At 33.3% G+C, this 17,788-nt stretch carries 21 protein-coding genes and 1 tRNA gene; 10 read left to right on the top strand and 12 right to left on the bottom strand.

What is annotated here, in order from left to right; all coding sequences use genetic code 11:
• Nucleotides 1–47: 47 nt before the first annotated feature.
• From purM to ACX119_RS06835, 3 genes are all read right to left on the bottom strand, one after another.
• Nucleotides 48–1,070: a phosphoribosylformylglycinamidine cyclo-ligase gene (purM, locus tag ACX119_RS06845; RefSeq protein WP_459350543.1), complete on the bottom strand. Its 1,023-nt coding sequence runs from the start codon at nt 1,068–1,070 to the stop codon at nt 48–50.
• Nucleotides 1,071–1,119: 49 nt separating this feature from the next.
• Nucleotides 1,120–1,845, bottom strand: a complete 726-nt coding sequence (locus ACX119_RS06840) for a proteasome assembly chaperone family protein (RefSeq protein ID WP_459350542.1) — start codon at nt 1,843–1,845, stop codon at nt 1,120–1,122.
• A 125-nt stretch (nt 1,846–1,970) separates the two neighbouring features.
• Nucleotides 1,971–2,318, bottom strand: a complete 348-nt coding sequence (locus ACX119_RS06835; protein WP_459352010.1) for a hypothetical protein — start codon at nt 2,316–2,318, stop codon at nt 1,971–1,973.
• Between the two features lie 184 nt (nt 2,319–2,502).
• On the opposite strand from ACX119_RS06835, the gene ACX119_RS06830 reads away from it, so the two are divergent.
• Nucleotides 2,503–3,084, top strand: a complete 582-nt coding sequence (locus ACX119_RS06830) for a P-II family nitrogen regulator (protein ID WP_459350541.1) — start codon at nt 2,503–2,505, stop codon at nt 3,082–3,084.
• Nucleotides 3,085–3,314: 230 nt separating this feature from the next.
• On the opposite strand, the gene ACX119_RS06825 is transcribed toward ACX119_RS06830, so the two are convergent.
• The gene (locus ACX119_RS06825; RefSeq protein ID WP_459350540.1) at nt 3,315–3,644 is read right to left on the bottom strand and encodes a P-II family nitrogen regulator; all 330 of its coding nucleotides are present in this window, start codon (nt 3,642–3,644) and stop codon (nt 3,315–3,317) included.
• Between the two features lie 115 nt (nt 3,645–3,759).
• On the opposite strand from ACX119_RS06825, the gene ACX119_RS06820 reads away from it, so the two are divergent.
• The 3 genes from ACX119_RS06820 to ACX119_RS06810 all read left to right on the top strand — a co-directional run bounded on the left by ACX119_RS06820 (nt 3,760) and on the right by ACX119_RS06810 (nt 6,521).
• Nucleotides 3,760–5,088 (top strand): ammonium transporter, encoded by a 1,329-nt coding sequence (locus ACX119_RS06820; protein WP_459350539.1) that lies wholly within the window; start codon nt 3,760–3,762, stop codon nt 5,086–5,088.
• A complete protein-coding gene (locus tag ACX119_RS06815) occupies nt 5,085–5,459 on the top strand; it encodes a DUF6659 family protein (protein ID WP_459350538.1) in 375 nt (124 codons plus the stop codon). The genes ACX119_RS06820 and ACX119_RS06815 overlap by 4 nt, the downstream gene beginning before the upstream one ends.
• A 126-nt stretch (nt 5,460–5,585) precedes the next feature.
• Nucleotides 5,586–6,521 (top strand): calcium/sodium antiporter, encoded by a 936-nt coding sequence (locus ACX119_RS06810; protein ID WP_459350537.1) that lies wholly within the window; start codon nt 5,586–5,588, stop codon nt 6,519–6,521.
• Nucleotides 6,522–6,540: 19 nt separating this feature from the next.
• On the opposite strand, the gene ACX119_RS06805 is transcribed toward ACX119_RS06810, so the two are convergent.
• From ACX119_RS06805 to ACX119_RS06780, 6 genes are read right to left on the bottom strand one after another with little or no spacing between them, the layout of a single operon-like run.
• Nucleotides 6,541–7,899: a TldD/PmbA family protein gene (locus ACX119_RS06805; protein ID WP_459350536.1), complete on the bottom strand. Its 1,359-nt coding sequence runs from the start codon at nt 7,897–7,899 to the stop codon at nt 6,541–6,543.
• Complete coding sequence (gene cofH / locus ACX119_RS06800) at nt 7,900–9,156, bottom strand: 5-amino-6-(D-ribitylamino)uracil--L-tyrosine 4-hydroxyphenyl transferase CofH (protein WP_459350535.1); 1,257 nt, start codon at nt 9,154–9,156, stop codon at nt 7,900–7,902.
• The gene (gene cofG, locus ACX119_RS06795) at nt 9,153–10,322 is read right to left on the bottom strand and encodes a 7,8-didemethyl-8-hydroxy-5-deazariboflavin synthase subunit CofG (protein WP_459350534.1); all 1,170 of its coding nucleotides are present in this window, start codon (nt 10,320–10,322) and stop codon (nt 9,153–9,155) included. The genes cofH and cofG overlap by 4 nt, the downstream gene beginning before the upstream one ends.
• Before the next feature lie 42 nt (nt 10,323–10,364).
• Complete coding sequence (locus tag ACX119_RS06790; RefSeq protein ID WP_459350533.1) at nt 10,365–11,504, bottom strand: S1C family serine protease; 1,140 nt, start codon at nt 11,502–11,504, stop codon at nt 10,365–10,367.
• 38 nt (nt 11,505–11,542) lie between these two features.
• A complete protein-coding gene (locus ACX119_RS06785; protein ID WP_459350532.1) occupies nt 11,543–12,751 on the bottom strand; it encodes a glycosyltransferase family 2 protein in 1,209 nt (402 codons plus the stop codon).
• 5 nt (nt 12,752–12,756) lie between these two features.
• Nucleotides 12,757–13,173: a type II toxin-antitoxin system RatA family toxin gene (locus ACX119_RS06780; RefSeq protein WP_459350531.1), complete on the bottom strand. Its 417-nt coding sequence runs from the start codon at nt 13,171–13,173 to the stop codon at nt 12,757–12,759.
• Between the two features lie 153 nt (nt 13,174–13,326).
• On the opposite strand from ACX119_RS06780, the gene ACX119_RS06775 reads away from it, so the two are divergent.
• The gene (locus ACX119_RS06775) at nt 13,327–13,542 is read left to right on the top strand and encodes a hypothetical protein (protein ID WP_459350530.1); all 216 of its coding nucleotides are present in this window, start codon (nt 13,327–13,329) and stop codon (nt 13,540–13,542) included.
• A gap of 39 nt (nt 13,543–13,581) precedes the next feature.
• Nucleotides 13,582–13,911: a tRNA-binding protein gene (locus ACX119_RS06770; protein ID WP_459350529.1), complete on the top strand. Its 330-nt coding sequence runs from the start codon at nt 13,582–13,584 to the stop codon at nt 13,909–13,911.
• A 173-nt stretch (nt 13,912–14,084) separates the two neighbouring features.
• Here ACX119_RS06770 and ACX119_RS06765 read toward each other — a convergent pair whose 3' ends face one another.
• A complete protein-coding gene (locus tag ACX119_RS06765) occupies nt 14,085–14,645 on the bottom strand; it encodes a TATA-box-binding protein (protein WP_297591879.1) in 561 nt (186 codons plus the stop codon).
• A 144-nt stretch (nt 14,646–14,789) separates the two neighbouring features.
• On the opposite strand from ACX119_RS06765, the gene ACX119_RS06760 reads away from it, so the two are divergent.
• Both ACX119_RS06760 and ACX119_RS06755 read left to right on the top strand, forming a co-directional pair.
• Nucleotides 14,790–15,911 carry a DUF1512 domain-containing protein gene (locus ACX119_RS06760; RefSeq protein ID WP_459350528.1) on the top strand — a complete coding sequence of 374 codons (1,122 nt, stop codon included), beginning with the start codon at nt 14,790–14,792 and terminating at the stop codon, nt 15,909–15,911.
• On the top strand, nt 15,911–16,090 hold the full coding sequence (locus ACX119_RS06755) for a hypothetical protein (RefSeq protein WP_459350527.1): 180 nt from the start codon (nt 15,911–15,913) through the stop codon (nt 16,088–16,090). The genes ACX119_RS06760 and ACX119_RS06755 overlap by 1 nt, the downstream gene beginning before the upstream one ends.
• 130 nt (nt 16,091–16,220) lie before the next feature.
• Here the strand turns inward: ACX119_RS06755 and map are convergent, their stop codons facing one another.
• Nucleotides 16,221–17,117 carry a type II methionyl aminopeptidase gene (gene map, locus ACX119_RS06750; protein WP_459350526.1) on the bottom strand — a complete coding sequence of 299 codons (897 nt, stop codon included), beginning with the start codon at nt 17,115–17,117 and terminating at the stop codon, nt 16,221–16,223.
• 72 nt (nt 17,118–17,189) lie between these two features.
• On the opposite strand from map, the gene ACX119_RS06745 reads away from it, so the two are divergent.
• Together ACX119_RS06745 and ACX119_RS06740 are read left to right on the top strand one after the other, a co-directional pair.
• Nucleotides 17,190–17,266, top strand: a tRNA-Pro gene (locus ACX119_RS06745).
• Nucleotides 17,267–17,406: 140 nt separating this feature from the next.
• Nucleotides 17,407–17,652 (top strand): hypothetical protein, encoded by a 246-nt coding sequence (locus ACX119_RS06740; RefSeq protein WP_459350525.1) that lies wholly within the window; start codon nt 17,407–17,409, stop codon nt 17,650–17,652.
• The last annotated feature ends 136 nt before the right edge of the window (nt 17,653–17,788 follow it).

Below are 17,788 nucleotides of genomic sequence, written 5' to 3'. Positions count from 1 at the left end.
ATGTGTCATATAAGGTGATACTGTCTGAAAAATTATTTTTTGCTTTATTATGCAATTTTTTTAGAATTTACAAACACTCCCTTCTTTGAAATAATTTCTCCTATTTCTTGACTTGAGATCTTATATTTTTTAAAAATTGATCTGATTATTGTAGAATTTTCTTTTGGTGCAATTACACAAAACCCTACGCCCATGTTGAAAGTCTTGTACATTTCCTCTGGTTTTACCCCCTGTTCCTCCACTAATCCCATTATTGGTGGTATTTTTGGCAGTGAGTCTATCTGATAACCTGTCTTTTTTAGGCGTAATAATTTGATAAACGCTCCTCCTGTAATGTGAGCCAATCCATTGACTTTGGTTTTTTGAATTATATCTAAAACTGGTTTTGTGTATATCTCAGTTGGTTTTAGTAAGGCCTCCCCTATCTTCCCCACTCCTTTGACTTTATCATTTATTGAATATTTTTTTAGTAATGCTTTTCTTGCAAGTGAATAGCCATTTGAATGAATTCCACTACTGCTTGCTCCTATGATCACATCTCCTGGTTTTATTTTGTTTCCAAGAACCATCTCTTTTTTTTCTACTAGTCCCACTACCATTCCTGCTAAATCAAATGCAAATCCTTTCCCTTCAATAACGTCTGGCATTATTGCAGTTTCTCCTCCAACTATTGGCATTGCCGATTTTTTTGCTCCTGTAACTAACCCTTCAACTATTTTTTTGAATATTTGTTGATCATTTTTGTTTGCTGCAATATAATCTACAAATGAAATTGGTGTTGCACCTATGCATATTATGTCATTTACATTCATTGCAACACAATCAATTCCTATTGTATTGTATTTTTTCATCATGTTCGCAATGACTACTTTGGTTCCTACTCCATCTGTATGCGTTGCCAAAAGCTTTCCTCCTGGAATTTCTACAATTCCTGCATAATGACCAAACCCGTGTGCTATCTTTGCTTTTTTCTGTAATTTGTGGGTTGATGAAATTAGTTTTCCGATTGCTAATTGACTCTGTTTTATTTTAGAAATATCTACACCTGCTTTCTTGTAAGTCAGAGTCATAGTTTGTTGCGCATCTGCTTTGAATAAAAGAATTTGCCTGCTATCTAGATCACATATACATTCCAGCTATCTCTTCTCTATGCTTTACATATTTTTGAGATAATTCACTGAATTCTGAGTTTATTCTATCTCTGTCTTCTTGAAGTTCTTTTGTATCTATGTTCATTTCATAAAACCTGTTTAGTGCCTCAATTAACGTAGCAGCAGCCGCAGAATCTGGTGCTGTGTTGTTTGCTTTTACTAGTAGAGTTACTCCTTGAATCTCCCTCATGAGGCATTCATTTAGTATGCCTCCTGGTATTCCCGTTATGAATCCCTGTGGAATCATGTTGATGTCTTTATCGGCCATTGTTCTAACTAGATCTTCTTCAGCTGCACAATATGCTTTTTTATCGTGTTCCTCACTTGCAACTCCATCTAAAATCACAATCTCTTTTGATCCTTTCACTGCTGCCCAATCTAAAATTGATGATACCAGAGAATAAAGTCCCTCCATTCTCAATGTTATCTCACAAATTATTGCACAAACGGTGCCTTTCTGATTTGCATAGAATCTGAATGGATGACGCAGTCTTCCCTTCATGAACACTGTTGATGGTGGAAGGTATTTTGATCTCATTAATCCAATTTCAACCATTTCTAATTTTTCTATGATGTGATTAATTGCAACTGGTCCTACTAATCCCGCACCTACAAACCCTGCAAATATTATTGGGCTTTTTAGTTCTACCTTCTTAATCTCATATACTTCTGCTTCTGGAAATTCACTTTGCACTGTTTACGTCGATTTCTTCTATCTAATTACTTTGCTGAGCGAGTATTTTGCACTCTTTTGGTTAGGTTGTTTTCAGTAATTTTTTCTGCTATGGTATTTTAATTACCTGCCTTGCTTTTCTTTCACTAGTTATCTTTTTGCATAAATAAACTCAGCATTACTCGCCCCTTGTCTGTAATTGTATAAATCACATTTGCTCCTACTGGCTCTTTTTTTATGAAGTTGTAATCTACACATAGATGTAGATAATTCAAAAATGATTTTTTCATTCTGATCTTTGATTTTGAATATAGATCTGAGAATGTCATTGGATTTCCTCTGAGTTGATATAGTAATTTCAAGAGCGATAGTGTACTGTAATCCTTTGTCCTTGCTTTTACTGCATCGAGAATTTGTTCATCTCTTTTTATGATAAAATCCCCAAATTGGTCTGCCACTTCTAGTGGTACATATGTTAATCTTGCTCGCATTATACCGTATAGTACGGTACATTACCTTATTAGTCTTTAACTTGAGCTTTGTTGATCTTCCTAGCTGATTTTTTTACACCTAAATTATGTATCTAGTATGAATTGAGCGATCAAATAATGGTGATTTTTGATTTAATATTTGATAACAAACAATTCTGATAAATAGCCCTCTAATGTGAAATTTTTCATGAAAAAAATTGAGGCTGTAATTAAACGAAAAAATTTTCCATCAATTAAGACAGTCTTGAGTACTGTTGGAACTTACATTATTGATAAACGAAATTTAGATGATAACCAAATTTATGATGAATCAAAAGGATCTCGAATTGGTTCTAGTGGATTACAGTCAATACCATTGGCAAAAATTGAGATGGTTGTATCCGATAAAGATGCAAGAAAAGTAGTTGAGATGATTTCCAAAAATTCTGGGTTGTCATCTAATCATGGAGGAAAAATCTTTGTTTCTGAAATGGAAGAAGTCGTGGATATGGATACTCTTGATGGAAACCAAGACCTTGAAATTGCTGAATTACCAAAAACTAAATCTCGTACATTGCCTAAACGTAGTAGGTTTGTCCCATTACAAAAATTTACTTTACATAAACTACAAGTAATCTATGAGGAAAATAAAGAAAAACTTAGAGATGATTATAGAATAAAATCATTTAGCGACTTTACAAATTATTGCATTATGAAATCTCTTCCTACATTAGAAAAACAATTGAAAAACCCTACGATGCTTTACGAAAATAATTTTGGTGATTTTTAACAATCACATTACTGGTAAAAATAAATACAATCCAATTAACGTCATACCTACTACGGCAAGTGATAATTTTGCTATGAAAATTTTTGATACTTTCATACTGCTAGGCCAACAAGTAAGGGTATGACAATGATTCCGATTATTGCTGCAACTTTAACATAGTCTCTAGAGTTAAGTGGTTTCATCTCTGCTCTTTGAAACAATTTGCTTTTGCGCAAAAAATCCATATTCATCTAGATTGTCACTTCGCCTTCATCATCTGTGACGATGTCTACTGCTCTTAGAATTTGTGATATGAAGATCTTGCCCATTCTGGAATTCTTTTTAATGATGCTGACCACTTCATCTTCTTTGGAATCTGGAATGATTACTTCGAGCTTGTATTTGTCACTGAATTGGGGAACAAAAATTTCACTTCCTTTTGAGGCATGAATTTCAGGACCGGGATTCTTTCCTCTACCTCTGACTTTGGAGACTGTTAGTCCTCCGACATTGATCTCTTTGAGACCCTCACTAATGTTCATGACATCATTATTTCCTAAAATTACTTCTACTTTGAGCATTTAGTAATAGATATGATAATTACACAAATATAATTTCTGATTTTGATGTCCAAATGATAATCAATTGAGCATCAATTTTAGACATTGTTATTAATTTTAAGATAATTTTTTCATTATGGTTTTGGACTCTGGGGATACAGCGTGGATGCTTGTTGCTGGAAGTCTTGTTCTACTAATGATCCCTGCATTGGGTCTTTTTGAATCTGGTTTACTTAGAAAAAAGAATGCTGCCTCAATTTTCATGCAGATCTTCTTTGGTTTGGCATTGTTAAGTGTGATGTGGTTTGTGTTTGGATTTAGTTTGTCATTTGGTCCTTCATCTCAAGGATTAGTTGGAAATATGGATTGGGTATTTTTGAAAGGTGTTCCGTCTGATGCGCCATTAGAACAATATGCTCCAACAATTCCAGGCGTACTCTTTGTTAAATTCCAATTAATGTTTGCTGCAATCACTCCTCTATTACTTACAGGAACTATTGCAGAGAGAATGAAATTTAGTTCATTTATCATATTTATTGCTGCATGGTCAATGCTGATCTATTATCCATTAGTTCATTGGGTTTGGGGTGGTGGTTGGTTAGCTCAACTTGGCGTGGTTGATTTTGCAGGTGGTATAGTAATTCACACTAGTGTGGGTATGGCAGCCTTAGCTGCTGCACTGGTACTTGGAAAGAGAAGACACTATGGTCCTGCTATAATGATTCCACATAGCATTCCACTTGCAGTTCTTGGCTCGTCATTGCTATGGCTTGGGTGGTTTGGTTTCAATGCAGGCAGTGCATTGTCTGCTTCAGGTGGAGTTGCTGGAAACACTGTAATTGTAACTCATATGGCATCTTCAGTTTCTGCTTTAATTTGGGCTGGACTTTCTTGGGTTCGAACAGGAAAACCTTCTGTTGTGGCAACAATTAATGGTGCAATTGCAGGATTGGCAGGAATTACCCCAGCTTCTGGATTTGTTAGTGCTGAGCATGCATTTGTAATTGGAATTGCAATCGGTGTGATATCTTACTCTGGTGTGGTACTGTTTAAAGAAAAATTAAAAATTGATGATGCACTTGATGTTAGCTCCGTTCACGGTGTTGCAGGAATAGTTGGTGCATTGGCAATTGGAATCTTTGCAAGTACTGCAATAAATCCTGGTGGTGTGGATGGATTGCTATTTGGAAATCCAGATCAATTATGGATTCAAGCTGTTGGAGTAGGCGTTGCAGCTGCCATGGGATTTGGTGGAACTTGGGTGATATTACAAGTGCTTAAACATCTAATCGGAATTAGAGTTTCACCTGAAGTAGAAGATATCGGATTAGATATTAGCGAGCATGCAGAATCTGCGTATTCAGAGGAAGAAGAATTCATGCTTGATATGGATACATATACTGACAATTTGAAAGAGAAAGATGAAATATTTAGAAAGAAAAAAACATCTGGGACAAAAAATTGACAATCAATTATGACGAGTTAACTAAACAAGTCCTTGATTTAGATACTAATGTAAGATTTGCAGGAATTGCAAATATCAAAGGAGAGATAGTAGCAGGTGGGCCAAAAGAAAATGTTGAGCAAATGCTATCTGGAGATCAAGTGAGCATGTCGATTCACTATGCAATCCAAAAAAGAGAACTTTATACAAATTTGGCATATAAAATAGGTAAAGAAAGATCATCAATTACTGAATATGAAAAAGTAACCATGATTACTATTCCAATAAATTCAAACGAGTTGTTTTTGATAAGTACTGAACCACGTTCTGATTATTTTAAAATCATTGATTACGTGCACTCAAAATTGAATATTGAGACTAAAACTGAATAGATAGATTTTTACAAATTTACTTGATATTTGTACCTAAATCTGCTCTTTATCCTTAATTGGAATTGCTAAAATTGTGAATTTTTAGTAAATCATCTCATTTAAACAATCATTATGTGAAATTATATTGTGGAAATTGTTCTTAATGCAATTCTGACAATTGTTGGATTAGTAATGTTGTGTTTTGGTGGTAATTGGTTAGTCAGTGGTGGTGTTGCAATTGCCAAAAAATTCCGAATTAGTAATTTGGTAATTGGGATGACTATTGTGGCTTACGGGACATCTACTCCTGAACTTGCAGCCAGTGTTGCAGCAGCAGGTGAACACAGTGCAATAATTTTAGGAAATATTATTGGAAGTAATATTGCTAATGTTGGGATGGTTATTGGTGTTGCAGCAATGATTGTACCTGTTGTGGTGAACAAATCTCTTTTACGAAAAGAAATTCCAATAATGTTAGCTGTCTCATTTTTACTTGTTTTGATTTCAATTGATGGTGAACTTTCTCAATATGATGGTATTTTACTATTGGCAGTATTGGGAATTTTTTCATATTATACAATTAAGGATGCACTAAAACATAGAGATGAAAAGGATGAAAATTCAGTTGAAGGAAAAAATAATGTATATCTCAAATCAATTGGACTGATTGGACTTGGTATTGCTTTGTTGTATGTTGGTGCAATTCTAACAGTTGACAATGCTGTCATTTTAGCAAAAGAATTTGGATTATCTGAAAAAATTATAGGATTAACTGTAATTGCTATTGGAACTTCTCTTCCAGAGTTAATCACTTCTTTGATAGCCATCAGAAAAGGTCACTCTGACATTGGAATTGGAAATATCATTGGAAGTAATATTTACAATATTTTGATGATTATGGGAGTTGGTGCTGCTCTTGGTGGGGTGATTATTAGTTCTGATGTCTATCTGGATTATGCAGTAATGATAATTTTTAGTGCATCATTACTTATTGCTATTAAGACTGGAATTGTCAATAGGGTTATGGGAGTTGGTCTTGCTATGGGGTATGTTGCCTATCTTGTCATCACTTTTTTCAAATAATTTGTGCCTAAATTTTGTATTAAATTGAATTTACTTCAATACTTTGAACTCTAATTGATGGAGTGATTGATGGAAGAGATGCCCATTGTATCACCCTGGTTTGATTATTTCCAATTCCAGAAATATTTTTTAACATTCTTGGAAGATTGTGAATTATTCTAACTGATTTTCCAGCACTTTTGATTTCTCCATTTTCAATTACTCGTATTCCGCTTCTTGCAGTGCAAGAAAAATCACCTTTAATTGGATTTACAGCATATGTATACCACAATCTTCCAACTACCAATCCATGTTTAGTATCTTTGATTAATTCATTTTGAGAAAAATCTCCCTTGGATACTGTAAGATTATGTGGTGCAGATATTGTAATTGGATCTGAACTTCTTCCCATAGGTGATCCTAACCTACATGCATTTCCTGTTGATTTCCTCCCTTCTTTGTAACTATCAAACAAATTAGAAAAAGTATTTTTAAAAACTCCCTTTTCAATGAAATTATTCTTTTCGGTCATCACACCTTCATCATCAGTACTCTTTGTTCCAACTCCCTCTGGAATATGAGGATCATCGCTTAGTGTTAATTCGTTAATTGCTATTTGATCATCATAATTATTTGAAAAACAACTTTTCTTTTCTGAAAATGTTTTTAAGTTAAAATTTGTTGCAACAACAAATGCTAACAGTTCACCTACAGAGTACGGTTCAAAAATAATATCGTATTTACCAGTATCTATTTTTTTAGGATTGATTGATTCAATGCACATAGATTTTGCTTCTTCGCCTATTTTTTCAGCAAAAAAATTTGCTAAGGTTCTACAACAATCATGTCCAATCCCTGATACTGGAGTTGTGCCTAATTCTGATTCAGCATTAATTATTCCTGAGATATATGTTGCTTTATCTTTAAAATTTAACTCATTAGAATTTTCTAATTCAAAATCTTCATAAACGATATTGAGTGATCCTGTAATAGTTTTAATTTTACTATTGCAGGCAGAATTTATCATATTTTGTGCTATGTCCGTAGCTGTTTTACCTGAAATATCTTCAAGTTTTTTATCATAGATGCCGTTGATTTTTTTTGTAGTTGTTTTGTGAGGTAACCCATTCCAAAAACCTCTTGGTTTTAAACTTGAAATTGTGAAAATTGCTTCATCGATTGATTTCTCAATTTCTTCTTGATTTGTCGTTTGAACAGATATTATTTTTTTATTTTGAATTAACCTTATTCCATAATTTTCATCAAAATTCTGTTTGATTTCTGCAATTTCAGAATCTGTAATTCTAACAGTGGTGATCTTTTTTTTAATCACAACTATTTCTGCTTCATCAATCCCTATTTTTTTAGAATGATTTAATGCCTTTTCTAAGGCAGACAATTACTCTCTCCTAGGATTTGTATATTTGAATTTGTTAATTTTGATTAATTCAATATATGATCCAAATTGTGATGTGTCTGTAACTTTATCTAATTCTTCTTCAAATTCATTTTCATTATCGAATTTTTTTAGAATTTCATATTGGGTATTTCTTTCAGCAGGAATTCTTCCGATTTCTTTAACCATTCTTCTAATCTCTTTTGGTTTTAGTAGTTGTCCATGTTCTGATCCAGCCGATGTAGAAATACTTTCGTTGATTAATGTACCGCCAAAGTCATTTGCTCCCCACATTAGTAATAACTGAGACATTTTTTGACCTTCTTTTACCCACGACATTTGTATGTTGTTGATAAAATTGTTTAACATTATTCTAGCAATGGCATGTGTTAACAATACATCATTACCGCTACCTCCTTTTCTAATTCCTTCATGTAACTGATGCTTATACATTGGAGCTTCAGTGTGAATGAAATTTAATGGTACAAATTCTGTAAAGCCTTTTGTTTCTTTTTGAATGTCTCTTAATTTTTCAATATGTTTGACTCTTTCTTCTAGAGTTTCTAAATGCCCAAACATCATTGTGGATGTGGTGTTTATTCCTAAATTATGAGCGGCTTTGATAACTTTCTCCCATTCTTTAACAGTGATTCTTCCTGGAGATATTTTGTCTCTTAATTTTTGATCAAGTATTTCAGCTGATGTACCTGGAAGTGTATTTACTCCTGCCTCTTTCATTCTTTTTAGAAATTCCTCAATTGATACTCCCGATCTTTTTGAACCGTATAGGATTTCTTCAGGCGAAAATCCATGAATATGGATATCTGGTATCTCTTTTTTTATCTCTTTGCAGATATTTTCATACAAACCTCCTTCCATATCTGGAGGCAAGCCAGCTTGAATGCAAACTTCTGTTGCTCCTAATTGATGTGCTTCCTTTGCTCTTCTTACAATTTCCTCTGTTGGAAGAAAATATCCTTCCTCTTCTCTAAAATCTCTGCTAAATGCACAAAAACCACATTGTTTTATGCAGACATTTGTAAAATTGATATTTCTATTAACTACATATGATACAATATCTCCTACTCTTCTCTTTCGTAATTCATTAGCTACAAATCCAACTAAATGAAAATCCACACCTTGTGTTTTGTAAAGTTCTAGTCCTTCCTCTGCCGATATCTCCTTTTCTGATAGCGCATTGTTTAGAATCTCTGCCACTATTGGGTCAGCATTTTTAAAAAGTGAGTCCATGTTTGTCATTTCCAATAATCCTCTCTTACCAACCCATCCTCATCTTCAATCAACGACATCTTATCTCTTAACTCTTTGCTAATAAGAGAAAAGAATTCTGGATATACTGGAAATCTACATTTTAGTTCAAATCCTGATTTCTTTGAATTTTTTTCTACCTTGTTGATTTCTGGCCATGCAAATTCTGGATTTACAAAATCTGGTGTTAAAGGAGATATCCCTCCCCAATCGTTTATTCCTACTGAAAGAAAACTTTGATAAGATTTTGGTGATAGGTTTGGGGGAATTTGTATATTCATTTTGGGCATTATAATTCTGGTTAATGCAACCACGGTTTTGAAATATTTTTCATCAGTTGATGGTGTGTTGCTCATGATTGTATCTGGTTTTGGTTGAAAATTTTGCAAAATTATTTCTTGAATATTCTCATATTTCTGATGTAGTTCTTTTATTGCAATTATTGAATCAATAATTTCTTCAATAGTTTCACCAATTCCTACAAGAATCCCAGTTGTCATTGGAATGCCTAGTCTACCAGAATTCTCCAAAACTTTCAATCTTTCTTTTGGTTTTTTACTTGATGCCAAATAATGTGGCATTCCTTTTTTTGTCAATCTGTCACTGACATTTTCAAGCATTATTCCCATTGAAACATTTGTTTTTTTCAATTCTTTCATTTCCTCAAAAGTTAGATTCCCTGCATTTGTATGTGGAAATAATCCTGCTTCTAATGCCTGCTCTGAAGAATGAATCAGATATTCACTTGTTGATTTGAATCCATTTTCTCTTAACCACTCACGTGCTTCTTGATATCTTTGCTCTGGTTTTTCTCCAGTAACAAAGAGTGCCTCAACACAATTGTATTTTTTTGCTAATTGTAAGAGCTCAGAAATTTGGTGTTTTGACATTAATGATAATTTTTCTTCTCCAGGTTCAGACTTGTATGTGCAATATGAACAAGTATCTTTACACAGATTTACAATATTGAAAAAAGCTTTTTTTGAGAATGTCACTGTGTTTTTTTTATATTTTGTTCTAAGTTTTTGTGCAGCAAAAAATAATTCCTCAGATTCGATTTTAGATTTTTCATAAATACTTAGAATATCTTGACGATTTATTGTCTTATTCTCTAATACGTTGTTTAAACTCTCAGAGTTTAAGACAAGATTATTCAACAGAAAGAATTCTTGTCTAGCTGTATTTATGCTTGTATTGGATTAATTCCCATTTGGTCTTTCTTGAAGTGTTATTGTGACATTAGTTGTTCTTCCATCTCTGAGTATTTCTAAAACCATTTCATCGCCTACTGATTTTGCTCTTTGAAGATGTATTAAAATATCATCAATTTTTCTTACTTCAATCCCATCTACTGATAAAATAATATCTCCACCAACTGGAAAATTAATTCCATCAACTTCAATTGTTTTATCTGAACCAATCAACCCTGCTTTTTCTGCAGGACTGTCTTTTACAACCGTAATTACCAAAAATCCCACTGCCTCAGTTAATTCTAAAACATTTGCTAAATCTGGATCAATATCGCGGCCTGCAATTCCAATCCAAGGATGTTTGTATTCTCCTTTTTCAATTAATGTTGGAACTATTTTTGCAACTGTCTGTGATGGAATGGCAAATCCTACACCTGTAAATTCTCCAGTTGTGGATTGAATTGCTGTGTTAATTCCTACAACACCTCCTCTCATGTTGATTAGTGGGCCTCCTGAATTCCCTGGATTTATAGCTGCATCTGTTTGAATTACATCTGGTATTGAATACCCTGCACCCGATGGGAGTAATCTTCCTAATTGACTTACTATGCCTGATGTCATTGAACCTGATAGCCCAAATGGGTTTCCAATTGCGGCAATTTGTTCTCCGACTTTGAGATTTGATGAATCTCCAAGAGATAAAGGATGTAATAATACTAAATCTGAATTTACTTTGATAACTGCAATGTCTGTAAATTTATCCACTCCGATTATTTCTGCATTATAAGAGCGACCATCAAGAAAAGTCACAATAACTTTTTTTGCATTATCCACTACGTGGGCATTTGTGATAATGTGTCCTTTTTTATCAAAAACAAAACCCGAACCCACTCCTCCTCTTTCGGATTCTTCTCCTCTTTGAACATTAACTCTTACGACTCCTGGTTCTGATTTTTCAAAAATTTCAACTAGAGATAATTTTTTTGAAAAAACATCTGTGGACTCTCCTATTGCATTTGGAATATGATTTTCATCTACTATGATTTCTGGATCAATTGATTCTGGTACTGTTGTAAAAACTACTAGAAAAATTCCAATTACTACAGCTGCTCCAATTCCCCCACCTACAAACAAACCTGACTTGTCCATGAGATTTTTTATTCTCTGTTTTCTATCTAAAAGGATTACTATACACTTAAGGAACTTTGAGTATGATCTTTCATAGAGTAACTCCTTCCTCTCCAAGATACTGAAGATGAACTCTTTGCCTGAAGTAAACCACTCAAAAATCCTAACACTACAACTAAACTACCAAGTGGTGCAAAAAATGCATATTTTAATTTCAACTTTAGACCCACTTTAATTTCCATAATTGCTCCTGTGTAAATCAATAATGATGCTATGGTAGATGATATGCATAATGCTTTTGATGATAATGATTCTACTGGTGATAACACTGAAATTGTAAATATTGGGAATGGAATAAATAACAAAAATACTATTGCAATAAAAATCCCAATTGCTATTTTTCCACTTTGAAGATATAATGGAATCATTAATCTTTTCAAGGCATTCCATAGTGTTTCTTTGTCTCTAGCCCAAACTGCTTGGATTAGATGCTCTCCTCTGACTAGTTTTATTTTGTATCCTAACTCTTTTACTTTTTTTCCTAGTGCTCCATCTTCTATAATTTCATGTTTTACGCCTTCATGCATGCCGACTTGTTCATATGCAGTTCTTTTAATTATGAAAAAACTTCCAAAAAAATAACCTGTTTTTTTTGCTGGATTATTGACATTTAATGCTGAGAATCTAGAATGAAGAAATGTTGATATCATTGGCAGTGTTACATTTGTCCAAAAATCAAATGTGAGCATTTTTGGAATTGCAGATAATGCATCCAAACTAGATGATGTTAAATGTGAAACTGCAAGACTCATTGTATTTTTTGCATGTGTGGTGTCTGCATCTGTAAATAACAAAAGTTCTCCTGTTGATTTTTTATAACCTTCCATGCATGCCCAATTCTTCCCCATCCATCCCTCAGGTTTGGGTCTTGCAATAACTGGAATTATTTTTGGATACTTTTTTGCATATTCTGAAATTATTTTACCTGTGTTATCATCTGATGAGTCATCTATTACAATAATTTCATAGTTTTGGTATTCTTGATTAATTAATGAATCCAAACACTTTCCAATAAATTCCTCTTCGTTTCTTGCTGGCAAAATTACAGAAACTTTTGGTGATGATTCTGAAATATTTTCAAATCTGTCTAAATATGGTGTAAGAGTAAATGAATTTGCCATTGATTTTATTAGAAAAACCCATGCCCCACAAATTCCTATTAGTATTCCAGTTAGTGAGTAATTGAAAAAATCTAGAATTATTTCCATAAATTCTATCTCTCAATTTCTAATTTGATACTCTGCATTGCCTGCTCTGTACCGCTTTTGATATGCTTTTTAATCATTCCAGTAAACATGCCCATCATACCTGTTAATTTTATATCCCAAAACGTTTTGAGAATTGTTTTATTCTCAGCGGGTCTTAATGATATTATTTTTACCCCGTCAATTATTCCCTTGGTAAATTTTGCCTCTATTCTCTCTTTAGGATACAACTTCACTTCTTGAAGACATTTTTGATCTCTGAAAGCAATTGTGACTTCTCTAATAACCTTGCTTTCTTCTTTTGATATGTTTTTGATCTCTTTTGTGCCCTTCCAAAATTTTGGTTCATTGTCAATATCAGATACGATATCCCAAACCTTGTCAATTGTCGAATTAATTTCAAGTTCTACCTCAATTGTAGCCATGCTCTATACTGAACATTCCGCATTAAATATATTAGAATCCTCTTACATGACAAATAGACTGTGATGGGCAACATGCCTAAAATCCAGAACAGTAACTCCAGTTCTAATGGCATTTGCCATTCTTCCGTCACAGTCAACTTAAACTTGAAAAAAATGAAACCCTCAAAATATATGCCAAAAATTGGAACGCTAGATGGATCTAGCTTTTGGAAAAATGCATATGCGCATCAACGTGGACAATTATTGAAAAAAGTTAATGTTCCCGAAGATCAAATTGTTATTCTGGTTAACAAAAAATACATGGAATTACCAGCTGCTCTTCGATATGAGATAGAAACTAGTGGAATTGACAAAAAGGAATTACTGTGATTTCGAAATTCATTTTAACCGGATAAATTATGATTTGTTATGACCAATATCACATATGATGATTTTGCAAAATTAGACATTAGAGTTGCAAAGATTATTTCAACAGCGCCTATTGAGGGAAAATCCAGAATAATAAAAGGTAGGATAGATTTAGGCCAAGATGATCAACGTGATGTGATTATTGGCGGTGCTCAATATTATGATCCTGGAGATATTGTTGGTAAAACTGTAATTGTCATTGCAAATCTTGAACCAAAAAAAATGGCAGGAGTTGAATCTAATGCAATGTTACTTGCAGCTGACGTTGATGATAAACCGTATTGGTTAACAGTAAATGAAGAAGTTCCATTGGGAAGTCCTATAAAATAGATATTTTGAAAGGGAGTCCAAGTTATCTCCCCCTCATCCCAATTTTTAATGTAGGTTCTTTGGGAACCATATTTTCTGAATCGGATGCTTTATGTTACAAAATTTGTATAAAAATTTGATTGTCTTTATAAGTAAAAATTAAAGAAATTAATGAAAATAAGTTTGATCTATGACTAGTCATAAATCATAAGATCTTTTTCTTCTAGTAATGCATGCAAGTTGTTAACCGACCTGTATACATCTGGCTCTTGCTTTGCACCCGTACAGACAAGTTTTCCTGAGGAAAATAACAATATGACTGTTTTAGGGTCTAACATTCTATGGATAAGTCCTGGAAATTGTTCTGGTTCATACATGCTTCTTGGAAGAGTTCTTGCTGCTTGTTCTAAATGGATTTTTCCACCCAAGTTAATTGAAGCAACAATATTTTGAATTGTAACTGTTGCATCTTTTTTTACTTTGATTCCTCCTTTACGAAGTTTTTGTACAACAGTCTTAACGGCTTTTCTTGCCATCTCTTCTGATTTAGAACCTGTACATACCATTTTACCTGAAGTGAAAATCAATGTTGCAGTTTTTGGAACCTTTAATCTAAATACCAATCCTGGAAATTGATCTGGATGGTATTCTACATCTGGAAATGTTCTAGTGATTTCATTCAAGTCCATTTTTTGCCCAACATCTGCTGAGGCTACAACGTTTTCCACACTTACGATAGGTTTTGTTTGTGGCATATTCAGATTTTTTTGTATTTTAACTATAATAAAAGGACTCGCCAAATTTTTGTGCTTCTGTGCGTGATATTTGCAAATTTTTAAGTAAAATTGGCTACAGATAATACGAATGATTTAATTTAGATCCGACGATCGCAGAGTCTAGTGAATTTTACAAATTTTGATTTTAATCAATTATTCTCAATGGGTGATGATACTAATCCATTAATGATGCTTATTTGGATTATCCCGATCATTCTCTTTGTATTCTATGGTCAGAGAATTCAACTATACGTTACTTCTGGAGAAATAAAAAAAGGCATTGGTAAACTTGATGAGTATAGAAACGAATCTAAAAAAGAGTTAATTGATTACATTAACAAAAATCTAAATCCAAAAGAAGAACCTAGCAAAAAAATTGATAGATTTTTGGATTACTTTACTATAATGCCTGTAGATATGGATCCTAATGGAATTGTGGATAAAATCCAACACATGGTTAGACTACGAGAAGATTATACTAGGAATCACATCAAATCTCTTTCTCCTGAAATTTCTGAATTAGAATTAAACAAAGTACAAACTTTACTTGAAATTGCCTCATCACTACAGATGATTTACAAAATAATTAATCACATGTTCTTGACTGCAAAAAAGCAAAATAACTATCCCTTGATATTACCACTACAAATGATTCTTCCATTTATCATGGAACAAGCAGGGGCGATGAAAGATGCAATTCCTGCATTTAAAGCAGGCCAACCAGTTGGAGATGGTATTGGACCTATGATTGTAGGAAAGATGATGCTTGATTGTGATAAAGAGACAGTTGCATTTCAAACTGTTCTTGCAAAAACAGAATATAAAGAACGAAATCTATTTCTGTTAAAAGCTGAAGGACCTGGTTCTACTGTTGGACGACCTGCAGATGCATTAAAGGAAATCATCTCTAAAAATAAAATTAATACAATAATAATGATTGACGCTGCATTGAAGATGGAGGGAGAAGACTCGGCAACAATTGCACAAGGTTTTGGTGCAGCAATTGGTGGGATTGGAACAGAAAAATTCCATATTGAAGAAATTGCAACCACTAACAACATCCCATTATTTTCTATAGTCATTAAACAATCAGTAAAAGAGGCAATCACTTTGATGACTAAAGAAATTTCAGATCAAGCAGATAATGTTATGTCACAAGTTTATGAGATGATTGATGAAAATACAAATTCTGGTGATTCAGTATTGATTATAGGTGTTGGAAATACTTCTGGGGTGCCTCAATAATGTTTTCAAAGAAAAAAACCACTGTTGCTTATTCTGTTGAAAAATGTCAACAATGCAGTATGCTACGAAAAAGAAAATTCACTGAAGGAGATGTTTTATTTCAAACATCCTCAAAATGTTCATCATGCAATGGGTCAACTAGAATTGAAAAAATATTTGCTGAGACTCTAGAACAATAATTTTTTTATTTTGTTCTGAATTTTATATTGCACTTTGGACAAAACCATGATGCACTTTCACCATGTTCTTTAAACATAAAACCTGCACATTTTGGACAAGGGCTTATCTCATCACTCATTTTTACTCTAGTTAAATTGCCTTTGTAGTAATTGTTACTCCACTCTCATTTGGAATGAATGTGTGCTCTGCTTGGGCAACTCTTTGTTCATTTACTTCAATTAATACTGGATATGCCTGAACAGCTTTTTTCTTTATTAGAATTTCCAATAACTCTCTTGCTTTTTTCTCATCCCATTCTTTTGTTAACCATCTTAATGCAAATGGCAACATGTTAAAATTATTCCATATAAAATCCAGTAATTTATCTGCCTCATCATTTTTTGTTTTCTTTCTTGAGTTTAATGCAAAAATATTTTTTATTTGTCCATTTCTAACAAATCCTCCTCCCTGTTCTGTTGTAACAAAAGGCTCACAAGCATATGCTGAATTTGATGAGAGAGTGAAACCTCCAATTGACCAAATATTTGGAATTGATTTTCCTGCATGTATTGTGTATTGTTCTAATGAATGCCCACTAAGATTTGCAATTGGTTTGTATCCCATTTGTTTTATTGTAGTTTCAATAGTTCTTCCAACATCGCTAGCTTTTACCCCTTCTTTTATCATAGCCATTGCATTTCTTAATGCTTCTTCTGCAGCTTGTACCAAGCCGTCATATTGTGTATCATAACAAACAGTAACAGCTGTATCTGCAATGTATCCGTTAATTTGTGCACCTAGATCAATTTTTACTAAATCTGTATCTTTTATTGTAATTGGGTCGTTTGGTTCTGCAGTATAATGTGCTGCAATTTCATTAATACTTGCATTTACTGGAAATGCACATTTGGCTCCTCTTTTTTTAATTTCATTTTCTACTTCTTCACAAATATCATAAACTGATTTTCCAATCCAGTCTTTGACTCTGACGTTCTCTCTGACCTCTGCTGCAATTTTTCCTGCTTTGATATAGTCTTCAGATTGCACGTTTTTGATCCTTTGACTGCCTTTAAAATGATTATCTGTGAAGCTTAAATTGGGCGAGTTTCTGGGCTTACTGGGATTGTGGTCTAGCTTGGTATGATTCTGCGTTTGGGACGCAGAGATCGAGTGTTCAAATCACTCCAATCCCACCACTAATTATTTTATAAATAAAATCAATCTAAACTAATTGCCGAGCAATGAAGATGAGTTAGAGAATTGACTTTGATATGAAGTAAACTAATGGCACTGAGCTCCGGCATCTTTTTATCAATTCTTAGATTTCTTGATTTTATTGAAATTTGAAAAACGAGATATTGTATTGATTGTTGGATTGTTTCTTTTTATGATTGGGTTGATGCCATTTATGGCTCCCATTTATGCTGCCATTATTGTTACTCTGATGTATTTTGGTATCAAATTCTATGTAGGCAAGAGAAAGCAATCTATAACTCGTGAAATTGGTGAAGGTATCTGTCTGGAATGTGGTGCTAAAATTATTGAAAAGAAATGCCCCAACTGTGACTATGTTAAGGAATAATTCCTACGTATGCCTTAATACTGAAAAAATAGATATTTTTTCATGGTTTTAAGATATATCACTTTAACAACTAGCTCAACTTTTCCTCAATTTCATTCTAAAATGAGGCCTTTGGTCAATCAAATTAGGAAAATCC

This window comes from Nitrosopumilus sp. S4 (assembly GCF_054515835.1).
This window is presented reverse-complemented; position numbering and strand designations above follow the sequence as displayed.

Bases quoted from the DNA above. Each gene is read 5' to 3' on its own strand.
- purM (WP_459350543.1), bottom strand. From the start codon at position 1,070: ATGACTCTGACTTACAAGAAAGCAGGTGTAGATATTTCTAAAATAAAA.
- ACX119_RS06830 (WP_459350541.1), top strand. From the start codon at position 2,503: ATGAAAAAAATTGAGGCTGTAATTAAACGAAAAAATTTTCCATCAATT.
- ACX119_RS06825 (WP_459350540.1), bottom strand. From the start codon at position 3,644: ATGCTCAAAGTAGAAGTAATTTTAGGAAATAATGATGTCATGAACATT.
- ACX119_RS06820 (WP_459350539.1), top strand. From the start codon at position 3,760: ATGGTTTTGGACTCTGGGGATACAGCGTGGATGCTTGTTGCTGGAAGT.
- cofH (WP_459350535.1), bottom strand. From the start codon at position 9,156: ATGACAAACATGGACTCACTTTTTAAAAATGCTGACCCAATAGTGGCA.
- ACX119_RS06790 (WP_459350533.1), bottom strand. From the start codon at position 11,504: ATGGACAAGTCAGGTTTGTTTGTAGGTGGGGGAATTGGAGCAGCTGTA.
- ACX119_RS06785 (WP_459350532.1), bottom strand. From the start codon at position 12,751: ATGGAAATAATTCTAGATTTTTTCAATTACTCACTAACTGGAATACTA.
- ACX119_RS06780 (WP_459350531.1), bottom strand. From the start codon at position 13,173: ATGGCTACAATTGAGGTAGAACTTGAAATTAATTCGACAATTGACAAG.
- ACX119_RS06775 (WP_459350530.1), top strand. From the start codon at position 13,327: ATGAAACCCTCAAAATATATGCCAAAAATTGGAACGCTAGATGGATCT.
- ACX119_RS06770 (WP_459350529.1), top strand. From the start codon at position 13,582: ATGACCAATATCACATATGATGATTTTGCAAAATTAGACATTAGAGTT.
- ACX119_RS06765 (WP_297591879.1), bottom strand. From the start codon at position 14,645: ATGCCACAAACAAAACCTATCGTAAGTGTGGAAAACGTTGTAGCCTCA.
- ACX119_RS06755 (WP_459350527.1), top strand. From the start codon at position 15,911: ATGTTTTCAAAGAAAAAAACCACTGTTGCTTATTCTGTTGAAAAATGT.